15 protein-coding genes and 1 pseudogene are annotated in these 18,525 nt (G+C 28.5%); 15 read left to right on the top strand and 1 reads right to left on the bottom strand.

The genetic code is table 11. The features are described from left to right. Positions 1–34 precede the first annotated feature (34 nt). The 11 genes and pseudogenes from AACT_RS09715 (at position 35) to AACT_RS09665 (ending at position 12,904) form a co-directional block, all read left to right on the top strand. Positions 35–1,087 (top strand): ABC transporter ATP-binding protein, encoded by a 1,053-nt coding sequence (locus tag AACT_RS09715; protein WP_172126614.1) that lies wholly within the window; start codon positions 35–37, stop codon positions 1,085–1,087. After that, positions 1,084–2,544 (top strand): mannitol dehydrogenase family protein, encoded by a 1,461-nt coding sequence (locus AACT_RS09710; RefSeq protein ID WP_172126613.1) that lies wholly within the window; start codon positions 1,084–1,086, stop codon positions 2,542–2,544. Before AACT_RS09715 ends, AACT_RS09710 begins: the two co-directional genes overlap by 4 nt. Before the next feature lie 25 nt (positions 2,545–2,569). Further along, on the top strand, positions 2,570–3,496 hold the full coding sequence (locus AACT_RS09705; protein ID WP_172126612.1) for a carbohydrate kinase family protein: 927 nt from the start codon (positions 2,570–2,572) through the stop codon (positions 3,494–3,496). 71 nt (positions 3,497–3,567) lie between these two features. Next, on the top strand, positions 3,568–5,031 hold the full coding sequence (gene zwf / locus AACT_RS09700) for a glucose-6-phosphate dehydrogenase (RefSeq protein WP_172126611.1): 1,464 nt from the start codon (positions 3,568–3,570) through the stop codon (positions 5,029–5,031). Next, a complete protein-coding gene (gene pgl, locus AACT_RS09695; RefSeq protein ID WP_172126610.1) occupies positions 5,021–5,716 on the top strand; it encodes a 6-phosphogluconolactonase in 696 nt (231 codons plus the stop codon). The genes zwf and pgl overlap by 11 nt, the downstream gene beginning before the upstream one ends. Beyond that, positions 5,713–7,542, top strand: coding sequence for a phosphogluconate dehydratase (gene edd, locus AACT_RS09690; protein WP_172126609.1), 1,830 nt, complete (start codon positions 5,713–5,715; stop codon positions 7,540–7,542). The genes pgl and edd overlap by 4 nt, the downstream gene beginning before the upstream one ends. A 1-nt stretch (position 7,543) precedes the next feature. Next, positions 7,544–8,185, top strand: coding sequence for a bifunctional 4-hydroxy-2-oxoglutarate aldolase/2-dehydro-3-deoxy-phosphogluconate aldolase (locus tag AACT_RS09685; protein WP_172126608.1), 642 nt, complete (start codon positions 7,544–7,546; stop codon positions 8,183–8,185). Between the two features lie 2 nt (positions 8,186–8,187). Then, a pseudogene (gene pgi / locus AACT_RS15540) lies at positions 8,188–9,839 on the top strand (glucose-6-phosphate isomerase). A gap of 36 nt (positions 9,840–9,875) precedes the next feature. Further along, entirely contained in the window at positions 9,876–10,820 is a 945-nt protein-coding gene (locus AACT_RS09675) for a malate dehydrogenase (protein WP_172126607.1), read from the top strand. A gap of 230 nt (positions 10,821–11,050) precedes the next feature. Next, positions 11,051–12,691 carry an IS1634 family transposase gene (locus AACT_RS09670; RefSeq protein ID WP_172125626.1) on the top strand — a complete coding sequence of 547 codons (1,641 nt, stop codon included), beginning with the start codon at positions 11,051–11,053 and terminating at the stop codon, positions 12,689–12,691. Positions 12,692–12,712: 21 nt separating this feature from the next. Next, positions 12,713–12,904, top strand: a complete 192-nt coding sequence (locus tag AACT_RS09665; protein ID WP_346726243.1) for a hypothetical protein — start codon at positions 12,713–12,715, stop codon at positions 12,902–12,904. Positions 12,905–13,014: 110 nt separating this feature from the next. Here the strand turns inward: AACT_RS09665 and AACT_RS09660 are convergent, their stop codons facing one another. After that, positions 13,015–13,746: a GntR family transcriptional regulator gene (locus AACT_RS09660; protein ID WP_172126606.1), complete on the bottom strand. Its 732-nt coding sequence runs from the start codon at positions 13,744–13,746 to the stop codon at positions 13,015–13,017. Positions 13,747–13,884: 138 nt separating this feature from the next. On the opposite strand from AACT_RS09660, the gene AACT_RS09655 reads away from it, so the two are divergent. The 4 genes from AACT_RS09655 to AACT_RS09640 all read left to right on the top strand — a co-directional run bounded on the left by AACT_RS09655 (position 13,885) and on the right by AACT_RS09640 (position 18,524). Next, the gene (locus AACT_RS09655; protein WP_172126605.1) at positions 13,885–15,504 is read left to right on the top strand and encodes an NADP-dependent glyceraldehyde-3-phosphate dehydrogenase; all 1,620 of its coding nucleotides are present in this window, start codon (positions 13,885–13,887) and stop codon (positions 15,502–15,504) included. Positions 15,505–15,518: 14 nt separating this feature from the next. Continuing rightward, complete coding sequence (pyk, locus tag AACT_RS09650; RefSeq protein ID WP_172126604.1) at positions 15,519–16,970, top strand: pyruvate kinase; 1,452 nt, start codon at positions 15,519–15,521, stop codon at positions 16,968–16,970. 77 nt (positions 16,971–17,047) lie between these two features. Then, entirely contained in the window at positions 17,048–17,641 is a 594-nt protein-coding gene (locus tag AACT_RS09645; protein WP_172128637.1) for a TetR/AcrR family transcriptional regulator, read from the top strand. Next, positions 17,631–18,524, top strand: a complete 894-nt coding sequence (locus AACT_RS09640; RefSeq protein ID WP_172126603.1) for an NADH-quinone oxidoreductase subunit B family protein — start codon at positions 17,631–17,633, stop codon at positions 18,522–18,524. Before AACT_RS09645 ends, AACT_RS09640 begins: the two co-directional genes overlap by 11 nt. Position 18,525: the final 1 nt, after the last annotated feature.

Raw genomic sequence — 18,525 nt, 5'->3', positions numbered from 1 at the left:
TTAGAAATTATTAAAAAAAATTAAAGGAACTTATATGTTAGGAGTTGAATTAAGAAATGTTGTAAAAGCTTATGAAGGTCATACAATAATTCAAGGTGCAAATTTACAAATTAAAAAAGGCGAATTCGTTGTTTTCGTAGGACCAAGTGGTTGTGGAAAATCAACATTAATGAGAACAATCGCTGGTTTAGAAGAAATTACAAGTGGTGAGATTTTAATTCATGGAGAAGTAATCAATGATACTCCTCCATCAAAAAGAGGAGTTGCAATGGTATTCCAATCATACGCACTTTATCCTCATATGAATGTTTATGACAATATGTCATTCTCTTTAAAAGTTGCAAAAGTACCAAAAGCAGAAATAGATGAGAGAGTTAAAAAAGCAGCAACTTCTTTACAAATGATGAATTTACTTGATAGATTACCAAAAAATTTATCAGGGGGTCAAAGACAAAGGGTAGCAATTGGACGTGCAATTATTCGAGAGCCAAAAGTGTTTTTATTTGATGAGCCATTATCAAATCTAGATGCAAACTTAAGATCTAATACAAGAATTGAAATTGCAAAATTACATAAACACCTAGAAGCTACTATGCTTTATGTAACACATGATCAGGTTGAAGCTATGACTTTAGCAGATAGAATTGTAGTATTAAACGCAGGGGTAATTCAACAATTTGGATCACCTGATGATTTATACAAAAGTCCAGATAATTTATTTGTTGCAGGTTTCATAGGAAGTCCTAAAATGAATTTTATTGAAACAGAGAATTCTTCTGAAGCTCAATATATAGTTAATAATATTGAAAATAGATTAGACAATAGAAGAAATACAGTTAAAACAGTTGGTGTTAGACCTGAACATTTCAACTTATCAACTAAAGAAAACTGTAAATTTACAGGGGTAGTTGATTTAGTTGAGAACTTAGGTGAGTATATGATTTATTATGTGAAACTTAATAATGATGAAATAATAACAGTTAAAAGTGATAATCCAGATCATCTTGCAATAGGTGATACGGCATATTTAAACTGTGATGACTCTAAATTTTACTTTTTTGACAATGAAGATAAGGCAATAAAATGATATTAAATAAAAATTTCTTAGAAAACAAATCTTTCAATAAGGCTGATTATAATTATAATCAAGCTGATTTGACTGCAGGTATTATACATATAGGTGTTGGAAATTTCCATAGATCACATGAAGCATATTATTTAGATGCTTTATTTAATAAAAGAAAAGATTTAAACTATGGTATCGTAGGTGCAGGTTTAAGAGAATATGATTCTTTTATGAGAAATGATCTTTTAAAACAAGATTGCTTAACAACAGTTGTTTCAAGAGATAGTGAAACTACAAGTGTACGTGTTTTACAATCAATGATTGATTTTATTGAAGTTGATAATAAATTATTAGTTGAGTCTTTAATAAATGAAAATATTAAAATAGTTTCACTTACAATTACTGAAGGTGGTTACTATATTGATTCTTATGGTAACTTTAATATTCAAAACGAAGAAATTCAAGCAGATATTAAAAATCCAGATAGCCCAAATACTGCATTTGGTATATTAATTAAAGCACTTAAAATTAGAAAAGAAAAAGGTCTTGCTCCTTTTACTTTATTAACTTGTGACAATATAGCTCATAATGGAGATGTATTAAAAAATGTAGTAGTTAAATTATCTGCTGCAATAGATCCAGCATTAAGTGAATATATTGAAAAAAATGTAGCTTTCCCAAATTCTATGGTTGATAGAATTACACCAACTGCAACAGATGCTGATAGAGCATTTATTCAAAGTGAATATGGATATATTGATAATAGACCTGTTTTTTGTGAACCATTTATTCAATGGATTATAGAAGATAACTTTTGTAATGGAAGACCAGCTTTAGAAGAAGTAGGTGTTATGTTTGTGGAAGACATCGAAGCATATGAATTAATGAAAATCAGAATGCTTAATGGTTCTCATGCTGCTATCTCATCTGTGAGTGCATTATTAAATATTGATTATGTTCATGAAGCATTAGAACACAAAACTGTAAAAACTTTTTTAGATAATATTATGAATAAAGAAGTAATACCTGTATTAAAAAATATTATTGATGTTGATTTAGATAAGTATTATAATACTGTTTTAAATAGATTTGCTAATCCATATATTAAAGATACGATTACAAGGATTTGTTTTGATAATTCAAACAAACAACCTAAATTTATTATAGATAGTATTAAAAGCGGAATTAAAAACAATGTAAATGTTGACGGTTTAATATTAACGTGTGCTTTATGGTGTCGTTATTCAATTGGTACTGATGAAAATAATAAAGCAATAGATATAAATGATGGTAGAAAAGATAAATTAAAAGAGTTGGCTTTAGAAGCAAAAACTAATCCAATAGTTTTCATTCAAATGGAAGATATCTACGGAAATTTAGCACAAAACGAATATTTTGCAAATACATTCTCAAAATTCTTAAACAGTATTTGGGAAAATGGTGTTGAAAATACAGTTATAAATTATAATAAACAATAGCAAAAATACTAAAGGATAATACAAAATGATTATATGTTGTGGAGAAGCTTTAATAGACATGATACCTACTACTTTAGATAGTAAAGAAACTGCTTTTATTCCAAAAATAGGAGGAGCGATTTTAAATACTTCTATTTGTTTAGGAAGACTAGGAGCTAATGTTGGTTTTTTAGGAGCAGTTTCTAAAGATTTATTCGGAGAAATGATTTTTGAAGAGTTAAATAATTCAAAAGTTAATACTTCATTTTGTATTGAAACATCAAATAACACAACTTTAGCTTTTGCAAAAATTGCAAATGGAACTACAACATATAGTTTTTTTGATGAAAATAGTTCAAATAGAACTATTTGCTTAAAAGATGTTGTTTTAGATGATAGTGTAGTTGATACTATTTATGTTGGTGGAATATCATTGATGAGTGAACCAAATGGAACAGAAATTGAAAATTTCATTGCAAAAGAAAGCTCAAAGAAAATTGTTTTCTATGATCCAAATGTTAGACCTAATTTTATAGAAGATAGATCACTTTTTATACAAAGATTTGAAAAAATATTATCTCAAAGTGATATTATAAAGATATCTGAAGAAGATTTAGAATGGTTATATCCAAATGGTTCTTTTGAAGAAATATACAAACAGTGGCTAAATTTGGGTCTTAGTATTATCGTTCTTACAAAAGGAAGTGAAGGAGCTATTATAAAAACAAAGAATTATGAAGTAACTTCTCGTGGAGAAAAAGTTGAAGTGGTAGATACTATTGGTGCTGGAGATATCTTTAATGGTGCCTTATTATATTCACTATCTAAACACAAAAGTTTTTCAAAAAAAGATTTAATTAATATTGATAAAGAATCATTAGAAGAATCATTAAAATTTGCAAATAAAGTAGCTGCTATTAGTGTAGGTAGAACAGGTGCAAATCCTCCTTTTTTTAATGAGTTAGATTTTTAATTATATTTAATGGCAATTATAACATTATAATGTTATTATGTTGCCATGTTTTTAATAAAGGATAGAAATTTATGAATGAAATAAAAAATTCTTCTGACATCATAATTTTTGGAGCATATGGGGATCTTTCTTTTAGAAAATTAATCCCTGCTTTATATCATCTTTTTAATGATGATTATTTAGATGCTGATAGTAAAATCATATCAGTTTCGAGACAAAAAACAAGCCAAGAAGAGCATATAAAACTTACAAAAGAAAAATTAATCGAATTTATAGAACCAGAATTATTTAGTGAAGATGCATTTGAAAAGTTTAAAAAACTTTTACATGCGGTTTATGTAGATTTTAGCGATAACGATACTTACAAAGATTTAAAAAAATTATTAGATAAAAGTACGAATGAAGATAGAATTTCTTACTTATCTACATCGCCTAGTTTTTTTGGTGACATTTGTAAATCTTTAAATCATTGGGGTTTAATAAAACCAAGTAGTCGTGTTGTTTTAGAAAAACCAATTGGTAGAGATTTAGAATCTGCAAGAGAAATAAATAATCAGGTGTTAAGTTATTTTACTGAAAATCAAATCTATAGAATTGATCATTATTTAGGGAAAAATACTGTACAAAATATTTTAGCTCTTCGTTTTGCAAACAGAATTATGATGCCACTTTGGGATTCTACTAATATTGATCATATACAAATAACAGTTGCAGAAAGTGTGGGTGTTGAAGGTAGATGGGGATATTATGACCAATTTGGTGCAATGAGAGATATGATTCAAAATCATCTTATGCAACTACTTTGTTTAATTGCAATGGAACCACCATGTTCTTTAGATGCAAATAGTATTAGAGATGAAAAAGTAAAAGTTTTAAGATCTCTTAGACCAATTACTAGAGAAAACGTAGCTTCAAATACTGTTCGAGCTCAATATGAAAAAGGTTCAATAAATGGACAACCAGTTCCTGGATATTTAGAAGGTGATGGAGTATCTGAAAGTACAACAGAAACTTTTGCAGCTTTAAAAGTAGATATAGATAACTGGAGATGGAATGGCGTTCCTTTTTACATAAGAAGTGGAAAAAGAATGCAAAAAAGAAATTCTGAAATTGTTATTCAATTCAAAAATGTTCCCCATTCAATTTTTCAAAATAATGGAGAGCCCGTATCTTCAAATAGATTAGTAATTACACTTCAACCTGAAGAGAGTATTACATTAAGTTTAATTAATAAAGTTCCAGATTTAAGTAAAAATATGAGACTAGAAGAAGTTGATCTTGAATTAATGACTCCTTGTACATTAAAAAGAAAAAATGAAGCTTATGAAAGATTATTACTTGATGTTATAAGATCTAATCCTACTTTATTTATGAGACTTGATGAAGTTGAAAGTGCATGGAAATGGGTTGATACTATTCTTGAAGCTTGGGAAGATAATTTAGTTCCTATGAAAAAATATACAGCTGGAACAAATGGACCAAGTGCAAGTATTCAATTAGTTGCAAAAGATGGTAGGGATTGGCATGAAGAATAATAATGAACATTTCTTTTTAGAGCAAAAAGAATTAATTGATGCTTTAAGTTCAAAAATTATTGCAAATTTAGAAGAAGCAATACTACATAAAGGTAGTGCTTCTTTATTGGTTTCAGGAGGTAGTACTCCTAAACCTTTATTTGAAAAACTTAGTTCTTTTGATATTCCTTGGGAAAAAGTAAAAATTGCCCTTTGTGATGAAAGATGGATTGATAAAAATCATAAAGATTCAAATGAAAAACTTGTTCGAGATTCACTTTTAGTAAATTTTGCAAAAAAAGCACAATTTGTATCAATGTATCAAGAAAATATAAATATTGAAGATGCACAAGAGCTTTGTTCAGATATTTATAAAAAAGAGTTATTTCCTTTGGATGTACTAATTTTAGGTATGGGAAATGATGGACATACAGCTTCTTTATTTCCTAATAATATTAAATTAAAAGAATCATTAGAAACTCTCAATAAAATTTGTATTTGTATGAAACCAGATACAGCTCCTTATGAAAGAATGAGTCTAACTAAAACAGCAATATTAAGTGCTTCTAATATCTATTTGCACTTTGAAGGTGTTGAAAAACGAAATGTATATAAAAAAGTTCTTGAAGGTGCAAATAGCAATGACATGCCTATCTCTGCAATATTAAATCAAGATAAGAAAAAAATTGAGGTATATTACAAATGAATGAAATAATACTAGAAGTTACACAAAATATAATAGAAAGATCAAAAACAAGTCGTGAAATTTATTTAAATAGAGTTAAAGAAGTTAGCTCTAAAAAAGTAAATAGATCAAAAATGGGATGTAGTAATTTAGCACATACAATAGCTCCTATGAGCAGCGTTGAAAAAGAAGCTATGTCAAATATGCTTACTCCAAATATAGCAATAGTTACTTCATATAATGATATGTTATCTGCTCACGAGCCTTTTAGTGTATATCCTCCACTTATAAAAAGAACTTTATTACAAGAAGGTGCCACTGCTCAAGTTGCATCAGGAGTTCCTGCTATGTGTGATGGTGTTACACAAGGTTTTGAAGGAATGGAATTAAGTCTATTTTCAAGAGATAATATAGCAATGGGTGCTGCAATTGGCTTATCTCATAATGTTTATGATGGAGCTATATTTTTAGGAGTTTGTGACAAAATTGTTCCAGGACTTCTAATTGGAGCTTTATCTTTTGGACATTTACCTGCAATATTTATGCCAGCTGGTCCAATGCCATCTGGTATTTCAAATAAAGAAAAAGCATCTGTACGTCAAGAATTTGCTCAAGGTAAAGTTGATGAAAAGGCACTATTTAAAGTAGAAGCAGCTTCGTATCATAGTAGTGGGACTTGTACTTTTTATGGAACTGCAAATTCAAATCAAATGCTTTTAGAGATGATGGGACTACAAATGCCTAACTCTTCTTTTGTAAATGCTAATACATTACTTCGTGATGAATTAACACAAGAAGCATCAAGAACACTATTAAATTTAACAGCGTTTAAAAATAATTTCACACCAATAGCAGATATTGTGACTGAAAAAAGTTTTGTTAATGCAATAGTTGGGTTAATGGCAACGGGTGGTTCTACAAATCATACTATCCATTTAATTGCAATGGCAAGAGCTGCTGGAATTATTTTAAATTGGGATGATTTTAATATGATTTCAAAAGTTACTCCACTTTTATGTAAGTTATATCCAAATGGAAGTGCTGATGTTAATCACTTCAGAGATGCAGGTGGTATGAGCGTTGTTATTCATGAATTAATAAATGCAGGTCTTGTACACGAAGATGTAAATACTGTAGTTGGTTTTGGTTTAAAAAATTATATTGTTGAACCATCATTAAAAGATAATGTATTAACTTTTAACAAAGGTGCAACAGTTTCAAGAGATAAAGATATTATCTCAAGTGTAGCAGCTCCTTTTTCAAAAGAGGGTGGAATCACTTTACTTGAAGGAAATTTAGGAAGAAGTATTATAAAAACTTCAGCACTAAAAGAAGAGCATTTATATGTAAAAGCTCCTGCTATGGTTTTTTCAACTCAAGATGAATTAAAAGATGCATTTAAAAAAGGTTTATTAGACAAAGATTTTGTAGCAGTTGTAAAATACCAAGGTCCAAAAGCAAATGGTATGCCTGAACTTCATGGATTATTACCTTCACTTGGAGTTCTTCAAGATAAAGGTTATAAAGTTGCCATCGTAACAGATGGAAGAATGTCAGGGGCTTCAGGAAAAGTTCCATCAGCTATTCATCTTGTTGAAGAAGCTGCAAAAGGTGGAAATATTGCACTTATTGAAGATGGTGATATTATCTGTTTAGATGTTAAAAACGGAAAATTAAATTTAGAAATACCTTCAGAAGAAAAAATTAGAAGACAAATAAAAAAAGCAGATTTATCTGCAAATCACGCTAATTATGGAAGAAATTTATTCTCAATAGTTAGAGCAAATATTAGTACAGCAGAAGAGGGTGCTACTATTTTTGATATTATTGGAAAAGAGAGAAGTTAAGATGAAATTAAACGCAACAGAAGTATTAAGTATTTCGCCAATCGTTCCTGTTATTGCTTTAGATAATATAGAAGATGCTTTACCACTTGCAAAAGCTTTACAAGATGGTGGAATAAACATCATGGAGATTACTTTAAGAACACCTACTGGATTAAAAGCTATTGAGTTAATCTCAAAAGAGATGCCATCTATGAATGTGGGAGCAGGAACTGTTTGTAATAAAAAAGATTTAGAAGATTCAATTGCACATGGTGCGGCTTTTATATTCTCACCTGGTATTAGTGAAGAGTTAATACAAAGTGCAAAGCAAAATGATATTGCTTTAATTGCAGGTGTTTCAAACGCATCAGAAATTATGCTTGCACAAAATAATGGTTTATTTGCTTGTAAACTATTTCCAGCTGTTCAAGTTGGTGGAATAGATCTTTTAAAAGCTTTTTCTGGACCTTTCCCTAAAATGAATTTTTGCCCAACAGGTGGAGTTAGTTTAGATAATATGAATGACTTTTTAGACTTAAAAAATGTTCTATGTGTGGGTGGTTCATGGCTAGTTCCTAAAAACTTATTAAAAGAGAAAAAGTTTGAAGAAATCACTAGAATTGCTAAAAGCTCAATTGCGAAAATCAATGGAAACAAGGCTTAGTAATGGATGAACAAAGAGATATTCTTTTTGCAAGATTAAAGCAAATTAGAAGCCAATTAAAAAATCTCTCAATTAGTGATTTATTTACTTTAAATCCAAAAAGATTTGAAGAATTTTCAACTTCGATTGATGATATGATTCTTGATTATTCTAAACTTCATATGAATAAAGATGTATTAAATACACTTTTTAAACTTGCAAGAGTTTGTGATGTTGAAGAAAAAAGAGATGCAATGTATAGAGGTGATAAAATAAATATCACTGAAAATAGAGCAGTTTTACATATAGCTCTTAGAAATAAGCTAGATAATCCTATATATGTTGACAATAGAGATATTATGCAAGATGTGCATGATGGCTTAGAGAAAATGGAAGAATTTGCAAATGGTATTAGAGATGGAAAAATTCTATCTTCAAGTAATGAATCATTTACTGATATTGTAAATATTGGAATTGGTGGTTCTCACTTGGGACCTGCAATGGTAACTCAAGCCTTAAAACCTTTTCATGATGGACCAAATGTACATTTTGTATCTAATATTGACTCTTCACATATAACAGATGTGTTAGCTGATTTAAATCCAAAAAGAACTTTAATATTAATTGCTTCAAAAACATTTACTACTATTGAAACAATGACTAATGCTAAAACAGCATTAACTTGGATGAAAGATGCAGTAGGTGAGCAAAATGTAAGTGAACATTTTGCAGCTATTTCAACAGCTTTAGAAAAAACTAAAGATTTTGGTATTAAAGATAATCGTGTATTTGGATACTGGGATTGGGTTGGTGGAAGATATTCTATTTGGAGTTCTATTGGTTAGGTGTTATGATTGCAATTGGAACAAAAAATTTTGCTGAATTTTTAGATGGTGCTTATGAAATGGATCAACATTTCAAAAATGCTCCACTTGAAGAAAATATGCCAGTACTTTTAGGACTAATTGGAATTTGGCATATTAATATTTGTGAATATCCAACACGAGCAATTTTGCCTTATGATCAAAGACTTAGTTCATTTCCTTCGTATATTCAACAACTTGACATGGAAAGTAATGGAAAAAGTATCTCTTCAAGTGGTGAAATGTTATATGAAAAAACAGGTGCAATTGTTTGGGGTGATGCAGGAACTAATTCTCAACACTCTTTTTTCCAATTATTACATCAAGGTTCTCAAATAGTTCCTTGTGAATTTATGTTGGGAGTTAATAAGTCAGAAAGCAATATGAAAGAGCACAATGATTTATTAATAGCAAACTGTTTAGCACAAAGTCAAGCTTTAATGGCAGGACGAAGAGTTGATGAGGTTATTAGAGTATTAGAAAAAAGAGGTGTTTCCCATGAAGAGTCAATTAGACTTGCTCCTCATAGACAGTTTAATGGAAATCGACCTTCTTCTACTTTATTATACAAAAAATTAGACCCTAAAACTTTAGGAAAAATTATTGCTTTATATGAGCATAGAGTTTTTGTAGAAGGTATTATTTGGGGAGTTGATTCTTTTGATCAATGGGGTGTTGAACTTGGAAAAGAGTTAGCATCTGAAATGTTATCTCATGTTCAAAATTGTGATAATAAAAAAGACTACTCTTATAAAGATATGGATTCTTCAAGTGCTGGTTTACTAAATGCTATTAGTGCATGGCAAGAATAAATTTATAAAGATATAAAAGATAATTAAGGATTTATGGTGGAAAATAAGAAAGTTGGAATTATTGGTGTTGGAAATGTAGGTTCTACACTTGCATATTCACTTGCATCAAAGGGAATTTGCTCATCAATTGTTTTAAAAGATATTAGAGAAAATATAGTTGAAGCTATGGCTTTAGATATTTCACAAGCAGCAAATGCAGAAAAGTCACATACTATGGTAAAAGCTGCTAAGAGTGGTGAAGATTTAAAAGATTGTGAAGTTATCGTTATCACTGCTGGGATTCCTAGAAAACCAGGAATGAGTAGGGATGATTTACTTTTAACAAATGCAAAAATTATGCAAGCTGTTTTAGAAGATATTAAAAAATATGCTCCAAATTCAAAAATAATTATTGTTTCAAATCCACTTGATGCAATGGTTTATGCAGCACTTAAAATACTTAAATTCCCAAGAGAACATGTTATTGGTATGGCTGGAATTTTAGATAGCGCTAGAATGTCTCATTTTATTTGTGAAAAATTAGGATATGGAGCAGGGCAAATCGAATCATCTGTAATGGGTGGTCATGGTGATGCTATGGTTCCTTTAGTTAATTATTCAACAGTTGCAGGTGTTAGTTTACCTGAACTTTTAAGTAAAGAAGATATTGAAGATATCGTTACAAAAACAAAAAATGGTGGACTTCAAATCGTAAAACTTCTTGAAACAGGATCTGCTTATTATGCACCTGCTCATGCAACTTCTTTAATGGTAGAAGCAATTTTATATAATAACAAAAAAATATATCCATGTTCAGTTATGCTTGATGGAGAATATGATTGTAAAAATGTTGTAAGTGGAGTTCCTGTTATGTTAGGAAGCAATGGAATTGAAAAAATTATTGAGTTAAAACTAAATGAAGAACAAAAAGAGTTATTTGCAAATTCAGTTGCTTCTGTTCAAGAATTAATTGATACTTTAGATGAGAAATTTTTTATTTAATTTAGAAGTATAAATATTCATTTCCTAAACAAAAAAAGTTTGGGAAACTGAATAAAGTAAGATTATTTTTCTTAAAAGTTCTTTCGATATCTTAGGAGTTCTCCTCCTGACTTCCGCGATAACTCAATAAATCAATAATTTAAAAATATGAATCCCTAAATAAAGGGCTTTATAGGTAATAAGAAAACACTATTTGTGTGTCTCAAGGGTATATTTGTTAAAATTTCTTTATGAATTTAAGAGTTAGAAAAAAGAAAAATGCTAGTGGTAGTATAAGTGTTCAAATATTAGATAGAACAAATAGAGGATACAAAGTAGTTGAAACTATTGGTTGTAGTTTTGAAGATCTAGAGATTGAAAAATTTTATGAAAAAGCTCTTGTAAAAATCAATGATTTATCTCAAAATCTTTTTGCAAATAAAATATCAGAATCAAATAAAAAGATACTACTTAAAGAACTACTTTCAAGTTTAAATACACAAGACTTTATTCCAATAGGTGATGAGCTTATATTTGGAAAATTGTTTAATAATATTGGATGTAATGATTTATTTAAAGATATAAATACAAAAAATATTAGGAATAAAGAGGATAAAAACTTTTTGTTTAAAAGTTTGGTGATTTCAAGATTATTATATCCAGGGAGTAAACTTGAACTTATAAACTATCTAAGTTACTTTAAAAATATTGATATAACAAGTGATAAAATATATAGATTTTTAGATACTTTGTACCAAGATGAAATAAAATCAAAAATAGAGACCTGTGTATTTGAATATACAAAAAATATAATGAAAGGTGAAATAGTATTAACCTTTTATGATGTAACAACATTATACTTTGAGAGTGAGAGTGAAGATGATCTTAGACGTATTGGATTTAGTAAAGAGGGTAAATTAGCACGTCCTCAGATACAACTAGGATTGTTTACAACACTGCAAGGATATCCATTAAGCTTTGAAGTTTATGAGGGTAATAAATATGAAGGCCATACACTAGTAGATATACTCAAAAAATTCCAAGAGAAATTTGTTCTTCCAAATAAACCTATAGTTGTAGCTGATCGTGGAATGTTAAATAATGCAAATATAGCTTATTTAGAAGAGAATAATTATAAATATATTTTAGCTGCTAAAACAAGAAGTATCGCAAGTGATTTAAAAGAAAAAATCACAAATCTAACATTTATTGATGATGGTACTATTCATACACTAAAATTTAATAAAGATATATCCTATAAAGAAAAAATAGATGAAGATACTAGCGTTTCAAAATCAATAAATGTAAATCAAAGATTAGTGCTTTCATATTCATTCAAAAGAGCAAAAAAAGATAAGTACAATAGAGATAAAGCATTGCAAAGATTAGAAGAGAAAATAAAGACTACAAAAAATATCACAAAAAAAGATTTAAAACTATCATACTATGCTAAATATCTTAATATTGATGATCATAAATGTGATATCACTTTTAATATCAATAATCAAAAAATAATTGAAGATCAAAAATTAGATGGTATCAAAGGATTTATAACAAATGATTTTAATCTTACAGCAAATGAAATAATTGAACACTATAATAATCAATATGATGTAGAACGAGCTTTTAGAATCTCAAAGACTGATCTAAAAATAAGACCTATTTATCATAGACTAGAAACAAGAATAAAAGCTCATATCTTAATTTCGTTTGTATCTTATGCAATCTATAAAGAGTTTGAAAGAAAATTAAAACTAAATGATGTTAAATTTGATTTCTCACAAAAATTTTTACGCAAAATTATTGAGCATATAATTGCTGTAAAAATAGATGATGAAATAATACCTATTAATCCATCTGAAATACAAAAACAGATTTTAGATATTATTTGAAATTTCAAGATATTGATTTGTGTGTCTTATCGCGGAAGTCAGGAATATGATTGTAAAAATGTTGTAAGTGGAGTTCCTGTTATGTTAGGAAGCAATGGAATTGAAAAAATTATTGAGTTAAAACTAAATGAAGAACAAAAAGAGTTATTTGCAAATTCAGTTGCTTCTGTTCAAGAATTAATTGATACTTTAGATGAGAAATTTTTTATTTAATTTAGAAGTATAAATATTCATTTCCTAAACAAAAAAAGTTTGGGAAACTGAATAAAGTAAGATTATTTTTCTTAAAAGTTCTTTCGATATCTTAGGAGTTCTCCTCTTTTTTATGAAGGATTATTAGAAATATTATCATTATGTAAATAAATTTTATGTTTATACATATCTGCTTTAATTCTTACTTCTGAGTATTCCACTGGCTTATTTTCTTTATCAAAAGATAATCTATGTAAAGATAATAAAGGAGTAGAGTCTTTAATATTTAAATCTTTTGCCTCTTTTTTTGTAGGCGCTATTGCTTCCACTGTTTCTTGAGCATTATAAAATTCTATTTCATATTCATCTTTTAAATAAGTATATAAAGATTCTATATTAAAGTTTTTTTCAATATTAGGTACTTTTTCATAATCCATATAATTACGCATTAACGCAAATGGAATACCATTAAGAAGTCTTAATCTTTTAATACATAGAAGTTTTTTACATAAAAGTAGATCTTTTACAAAATGCTCACCTTCTATTATTTCAAACTTAATAGATTTGGTTTCTAATTTATGATTTTGCTTAGATAGTCTTTGTGTTAAAGAACCTATTGCATTTGCATCATAAAGAATTTTTTGCTCTAATACAAAAGTACCTCGACCTTGTTTTTTTTCAACTATATTTTCTCTTTCAAGTTCTTCAATTGCTTTTCTAATTGTAATTCTACTTACTTTATAAATTTCTTCAAGCTTTGGTTCAGCTGGAATAATTTCTCCCGCTTTGTAGTTTTCTTTTATATCTTTTAAAAGAATATCTTTTAGTTGTAAGTATAGAGGGCTACCTTTTTTAGTAAACAAATGTCATCCTTATGTTCTATAGTTTTAAAAGTTTATATTAAATGAAATTAAATAAACATTATATAATAACATTATAATGTTTAAGTTTAAATTAATATTTTAATCATTATAATGTTATTATGAATTTTAAGGAAGATTATGAAAACAATTAATAAAAAATATGATAATTTATTTACGTCAATTGAAGAAGTTCCAAAAGAGTATAAACTTGATGGTGAAATTTCTCAAAATGAGTATTTAATAAATGGTACTATAAAACATTGGAAAGGACAAAAACAAGATGTTTATTCTCCACTTTGTTTAAAAGATGGTAAGCAATTAAAACTAGGAACTTATCCAAAACTTACTCAAAATGAAGCTCAAGAAGCTTTAGATTCTGCCCTGGAAGCTTATAATTATGGAATGGGTGAATGGCCACAAATGACAGTTGCTAATAGAATAAAAGCAGTTGAGAAATTCACTTCTAAAATGATTGAAAAAAGAGAAGAAGTAGTAAATCTTTTAATGTGGGAAATTGGAAAACCTCTAAAAGATTCTCAAAAAGAGTTTGATAGAACAGTTGATTATATTAAAGATACAATTGAAGCACTAAAAACTTTAGATAGAAAAAACTCTCAATTAGAAATAGAATCAGGAATTCTAGCACAAGTAAAAAGATCTCCACTTGGAGTTACTTTATGTATGGGGCCATTTAATTATCCATTAAATGAAACATTTACAACTTTAATTCCAGCACTAATCATGGGAAATGCAGTGATATTTAAACCTCCAAAATTTGGTGTTTTATTACATAGACCTTTACTTGAAGCTTTTAGAGATTCTTTTCCAAAGGGAATTGTAAATACTTTATATGGAAGTGGGTCTGAGCTTTTAACACCTTTAATGAAAAGTGGAAAAATTGATGTTTTAGCATTTATTGGTAGTTCAAAAGTTGCAAGTACAATGGAGCATCATCACCCAAAACCAAATAGATTAAGATCAGTACTTAGTTTAGAAGCTAAAAATGCAGGAATCGTAATGCCTGATGCAAATTTAGAAGTTGCAGTTAATGAGTGTGTTACTGGAAGTTTATCTTACAATGGACAAAGATGTACAGCTTTAAAAATTTTATTTATACATGAAAATATTGTTGGAAGTTTTTTAGAGCAATTCAATGCAAAAGTAGATGAAATAAAATTTGGTATGCCTTGGGATAAAGATGTTCAAATTACTCCATTACCAGAAGCAAATAAAACTACATATTTAAAAGATTTAATTGATGATGCAACATCAAAAGGTGCAAAAATAGTAAATAAAGATGGAGGAACAATTAAAAATACATTTATGTTCCCAGCTGTTTTATTCCCTGTAAATAAAGATATGAGAATTTATCATGAAGAGCAATTTGGACCAATCGTGCCAATTCTTACATATAAAGATATTTGTGAGCCAATGCAGTATTTAATGGAATCAAACTATGGACAACAAGTAAGTGTTTTTGGTAATAATTCAGATGAAATTGCAAAAATGATTGATAGTTTAGTAAATTTAGTAAGTCGTGTTAATATAAATGCTCAATGTCAAAGAGGGCCTGATATTTTCCCATTTACAGGAAGAAAAGATTCAGCTCAAAGTACACTTTCAGTTGGTGATGCATTAAGAGCATTTAGTATTAGATCAATGGTTGCTATAAAAGATAACAATGAAAATAAAGAGATTGTTTCAAGTATTTTAAGAGATCATAAATCGAACTTTTTATCAACTGACTTTATTTTATAAGTATAGGGAGAATTATGCAAAAAAGAACAAAAATATTAGCAACATTAGGCCCAGCGAGCCACACTATTGAAATGATTGAAGGATTAATTAAAGCTGGTGCAAATATGTTTAGATTAAACTTTTCTCATGGAAGTCATGAATATCACTTAGAAACATTGAATAATATAAGAACAGCTATGAAAAATGTAGGAAAAACTGTTGGAATTTTACAAGATATTTCAGGACCAAAAGTAAGAATTGGTGATGTAAAAGAGCCATTTGAACTTCATAGAGATGATATTATTACGTTTTTAAAAGATGATATGATTGGATATAAAAGAGGTGATAAAGATTATGTTGTATCTATTAATTACCCAGATATTTTAGATAAAGTAAAAATAAATGAATATATCTACCTTTATGATGGAACTATAAGAGCTAAAGTTATAGAAACTGGAGAAACAGTAAAAGCACGAATCGAAAACCATGGAATCTTAGGTTCGAAAAAAGGTGTGAATTTCCCAAATACTGTAATTGATATTGATGTAATTACAATAAAAGATGAAAAAGATATTGCTTGGGGAGTTGAAAATCAAGTTGATTATTTTGCAATTTCATTTGTACAAAATGCAAAAGATATGAAAAAAGCAAGAAGTTTGCTAAATGGTTATAAAGGTAAATTAATAGCAAAAATTGAGAAGTTTGATGCAGTTGAAAATATAGATGAAATTATAGAAGAAAGTGATGGAATAATGGTTGCAAGGGGTGACCTTGGAATAGAAGTTCCTTACTATGATGTTCCAACAATTCAAAAAATGCTTATAAAAAAAGCAAATGCTGTAGGAATTCCAGTAATCACTGCAACTCAAATGCTTCTTTCAATGACTCAAAATGAAAGAGCAACAAGAGCAGAGATTTCAGATGTTGCAAATGCTGTTTTAGATGGAACTGATGTTGTGATGCTAAGTGAAGAAAGTGCAGTTGGAGAAGATCCTATTAATGTTGTTGATACTATGAGTAATATTATTGCAAGAACAGAGGATATCTATAACTATAATAAACAAAATAAATTAGCTTATCTTGATAAATATGATGTAATCCAAGCAACAGTTACAAAACTTGCAGATGATTTAGGTGCAAAAGCAATTTTATCACTTACAAGTTCTGGAAGATCTGCGATTAAAATGTCAAGATATAGACCAAAAACTCCTATTTATGCCTTTACTCATGAAGAAGAAGTATTAAATTCACTAACTGCAATTTGGGGTATTGAAGCTATTGGAACAATAAAAGAAGATCAAGCTTCAAAAATGTTTCAAGAAATGTTAACAATTTTAGATAAGAAAGGTTTATTAGATAAAAATCAATCTTATGTGGCAACAGTTGGATATCCGGTTGGACTTCAAGGAAGTACAAATACTATTAAGATTTTAACACCAAGTGAGATTAATTATTACTTGAATTATACTAATAATAATTCAGAGTGATGTTTTAAATTAATAGTGGCTTATTTTAAACAAAGTTGTATTATCATAATAAAAAATAATACAAGGAAGGATATACTATTTCTAATACAAAAGAAACTAAAAAAAATTCAATAATAGAAAATTCTTTAAAATTATTCTCTCAAAAAGGTTTTTATAATACAACAATCCCAGATATAGCAAAAGCTATGAAGATGAGTGTTGGAAATATGTATAACTATTTTTCTTCAAAAGAAGAACTTGCGAAATTTGCAATAAAATATTCAACTAATATATTAGCTGAAGAATTAAAAGAAATTAATCAGTTAGATGTCTCTTCTAAAGAAAAAATTTACATATTTGTTAAAAGATATTTAGAAAATGTACAAAATTCACCAGAAGTAATTGAATACTTTCTAAGAGTATATTTATCAAATAGAGAAGTGTTTAAACAAGGCTGTGAGGGCTTCTTATGTGTAGGAGAATTTGTAACAGAAGTTATGATTTTACTAGAAGAAGGTGCTTCTAAAAAAGAGTTTAGACAACAAGACTTTTTCCCAGCTTTTTCTATGATAATGGGATGCTTAGGTGGTTTTGCTTTTTTAAGTGGAGAAAAAGTGCTAGATAAAGATTTATTAACTTACTCAGATGCTGTTGCTGATAATATATATCGAGCATTAAAGTATGACGAGTAAAGAAAAACCAACTGTAGTATGGTTTCAAGCAATTACATGTAATGGAAATACCCATTCCTTATTAAGTGCGAACTCTTCAAGATTGGAGCTTTTTTTTAATAGCTTTAATCTTATTTATCATCCAAGTTTAACTATTGAAAAGACTTTGGATGATATTTTAAATCAAAAAGAACAAATAGATTTTTTACTTATTGAAGGTGCAATTACTTCAAATGAAAAATTCTTCTCAATCTCAAATGACACAACTTTTAATCTTTTAAATAAACTAGCATTAAAATCAAAATATATAATAGCAGTTGGCTCATGTGCTTCAAATGGTGGAATTCATACAAAGTTCACTCAAAACAATGATATTCAAGGAATTAATGATTCTATTGATAAACAAACTATTAATAAACTTGAACATAGTATTATAAATCTAACAGGTTGTCCTGTTCATCCTGAATGGATACTTCAAACTCTTTTTTCATTAAGAGATTATGGAAAAATGAATTTAGATGAGGAAAAAAGACCAAAAGAATTATATAGTTCTTTAGCTCACCATGGATGCACAAGAAATGAATATTTTGAATGGAAAGTAGAAGGTGCTTTTGGAGAGAAAGAGGGTTGTTTATTTTACGATCAAGGATGTCGTGGTCCTATGACTCATAGCTCTTGTAATAAAATATTATGGAATGATATTAGCTCAAAAACAAGAGTAGGGATGCCCTGTATTGGATGTACAGAAAGTGATTTCCCAAGGGAAAATATGTTAGAAACCAAAAAAAATATAGGAATTCCACAAGACGTTCCTATTGGTATCTCTAAACGAGCTTACTTATCCCTAGCTGGAATTGCAAAAACCTTTAAAATTGATAGACTAAACAAAAAGCTAATGGATTGAT

Source organism: Arcobacter acticola, assembly GCF_013177675.1.
Classification (GTDB): Bacteria; Campylobacterota; Campylobacteria; order Campylobacterales; family Arcobacteraceae; genus Aliarcobacter; species Aliarcobacter acticola.
This window is presented reverse-complemented; position numbering and strand designations above follow the sequence as displayed.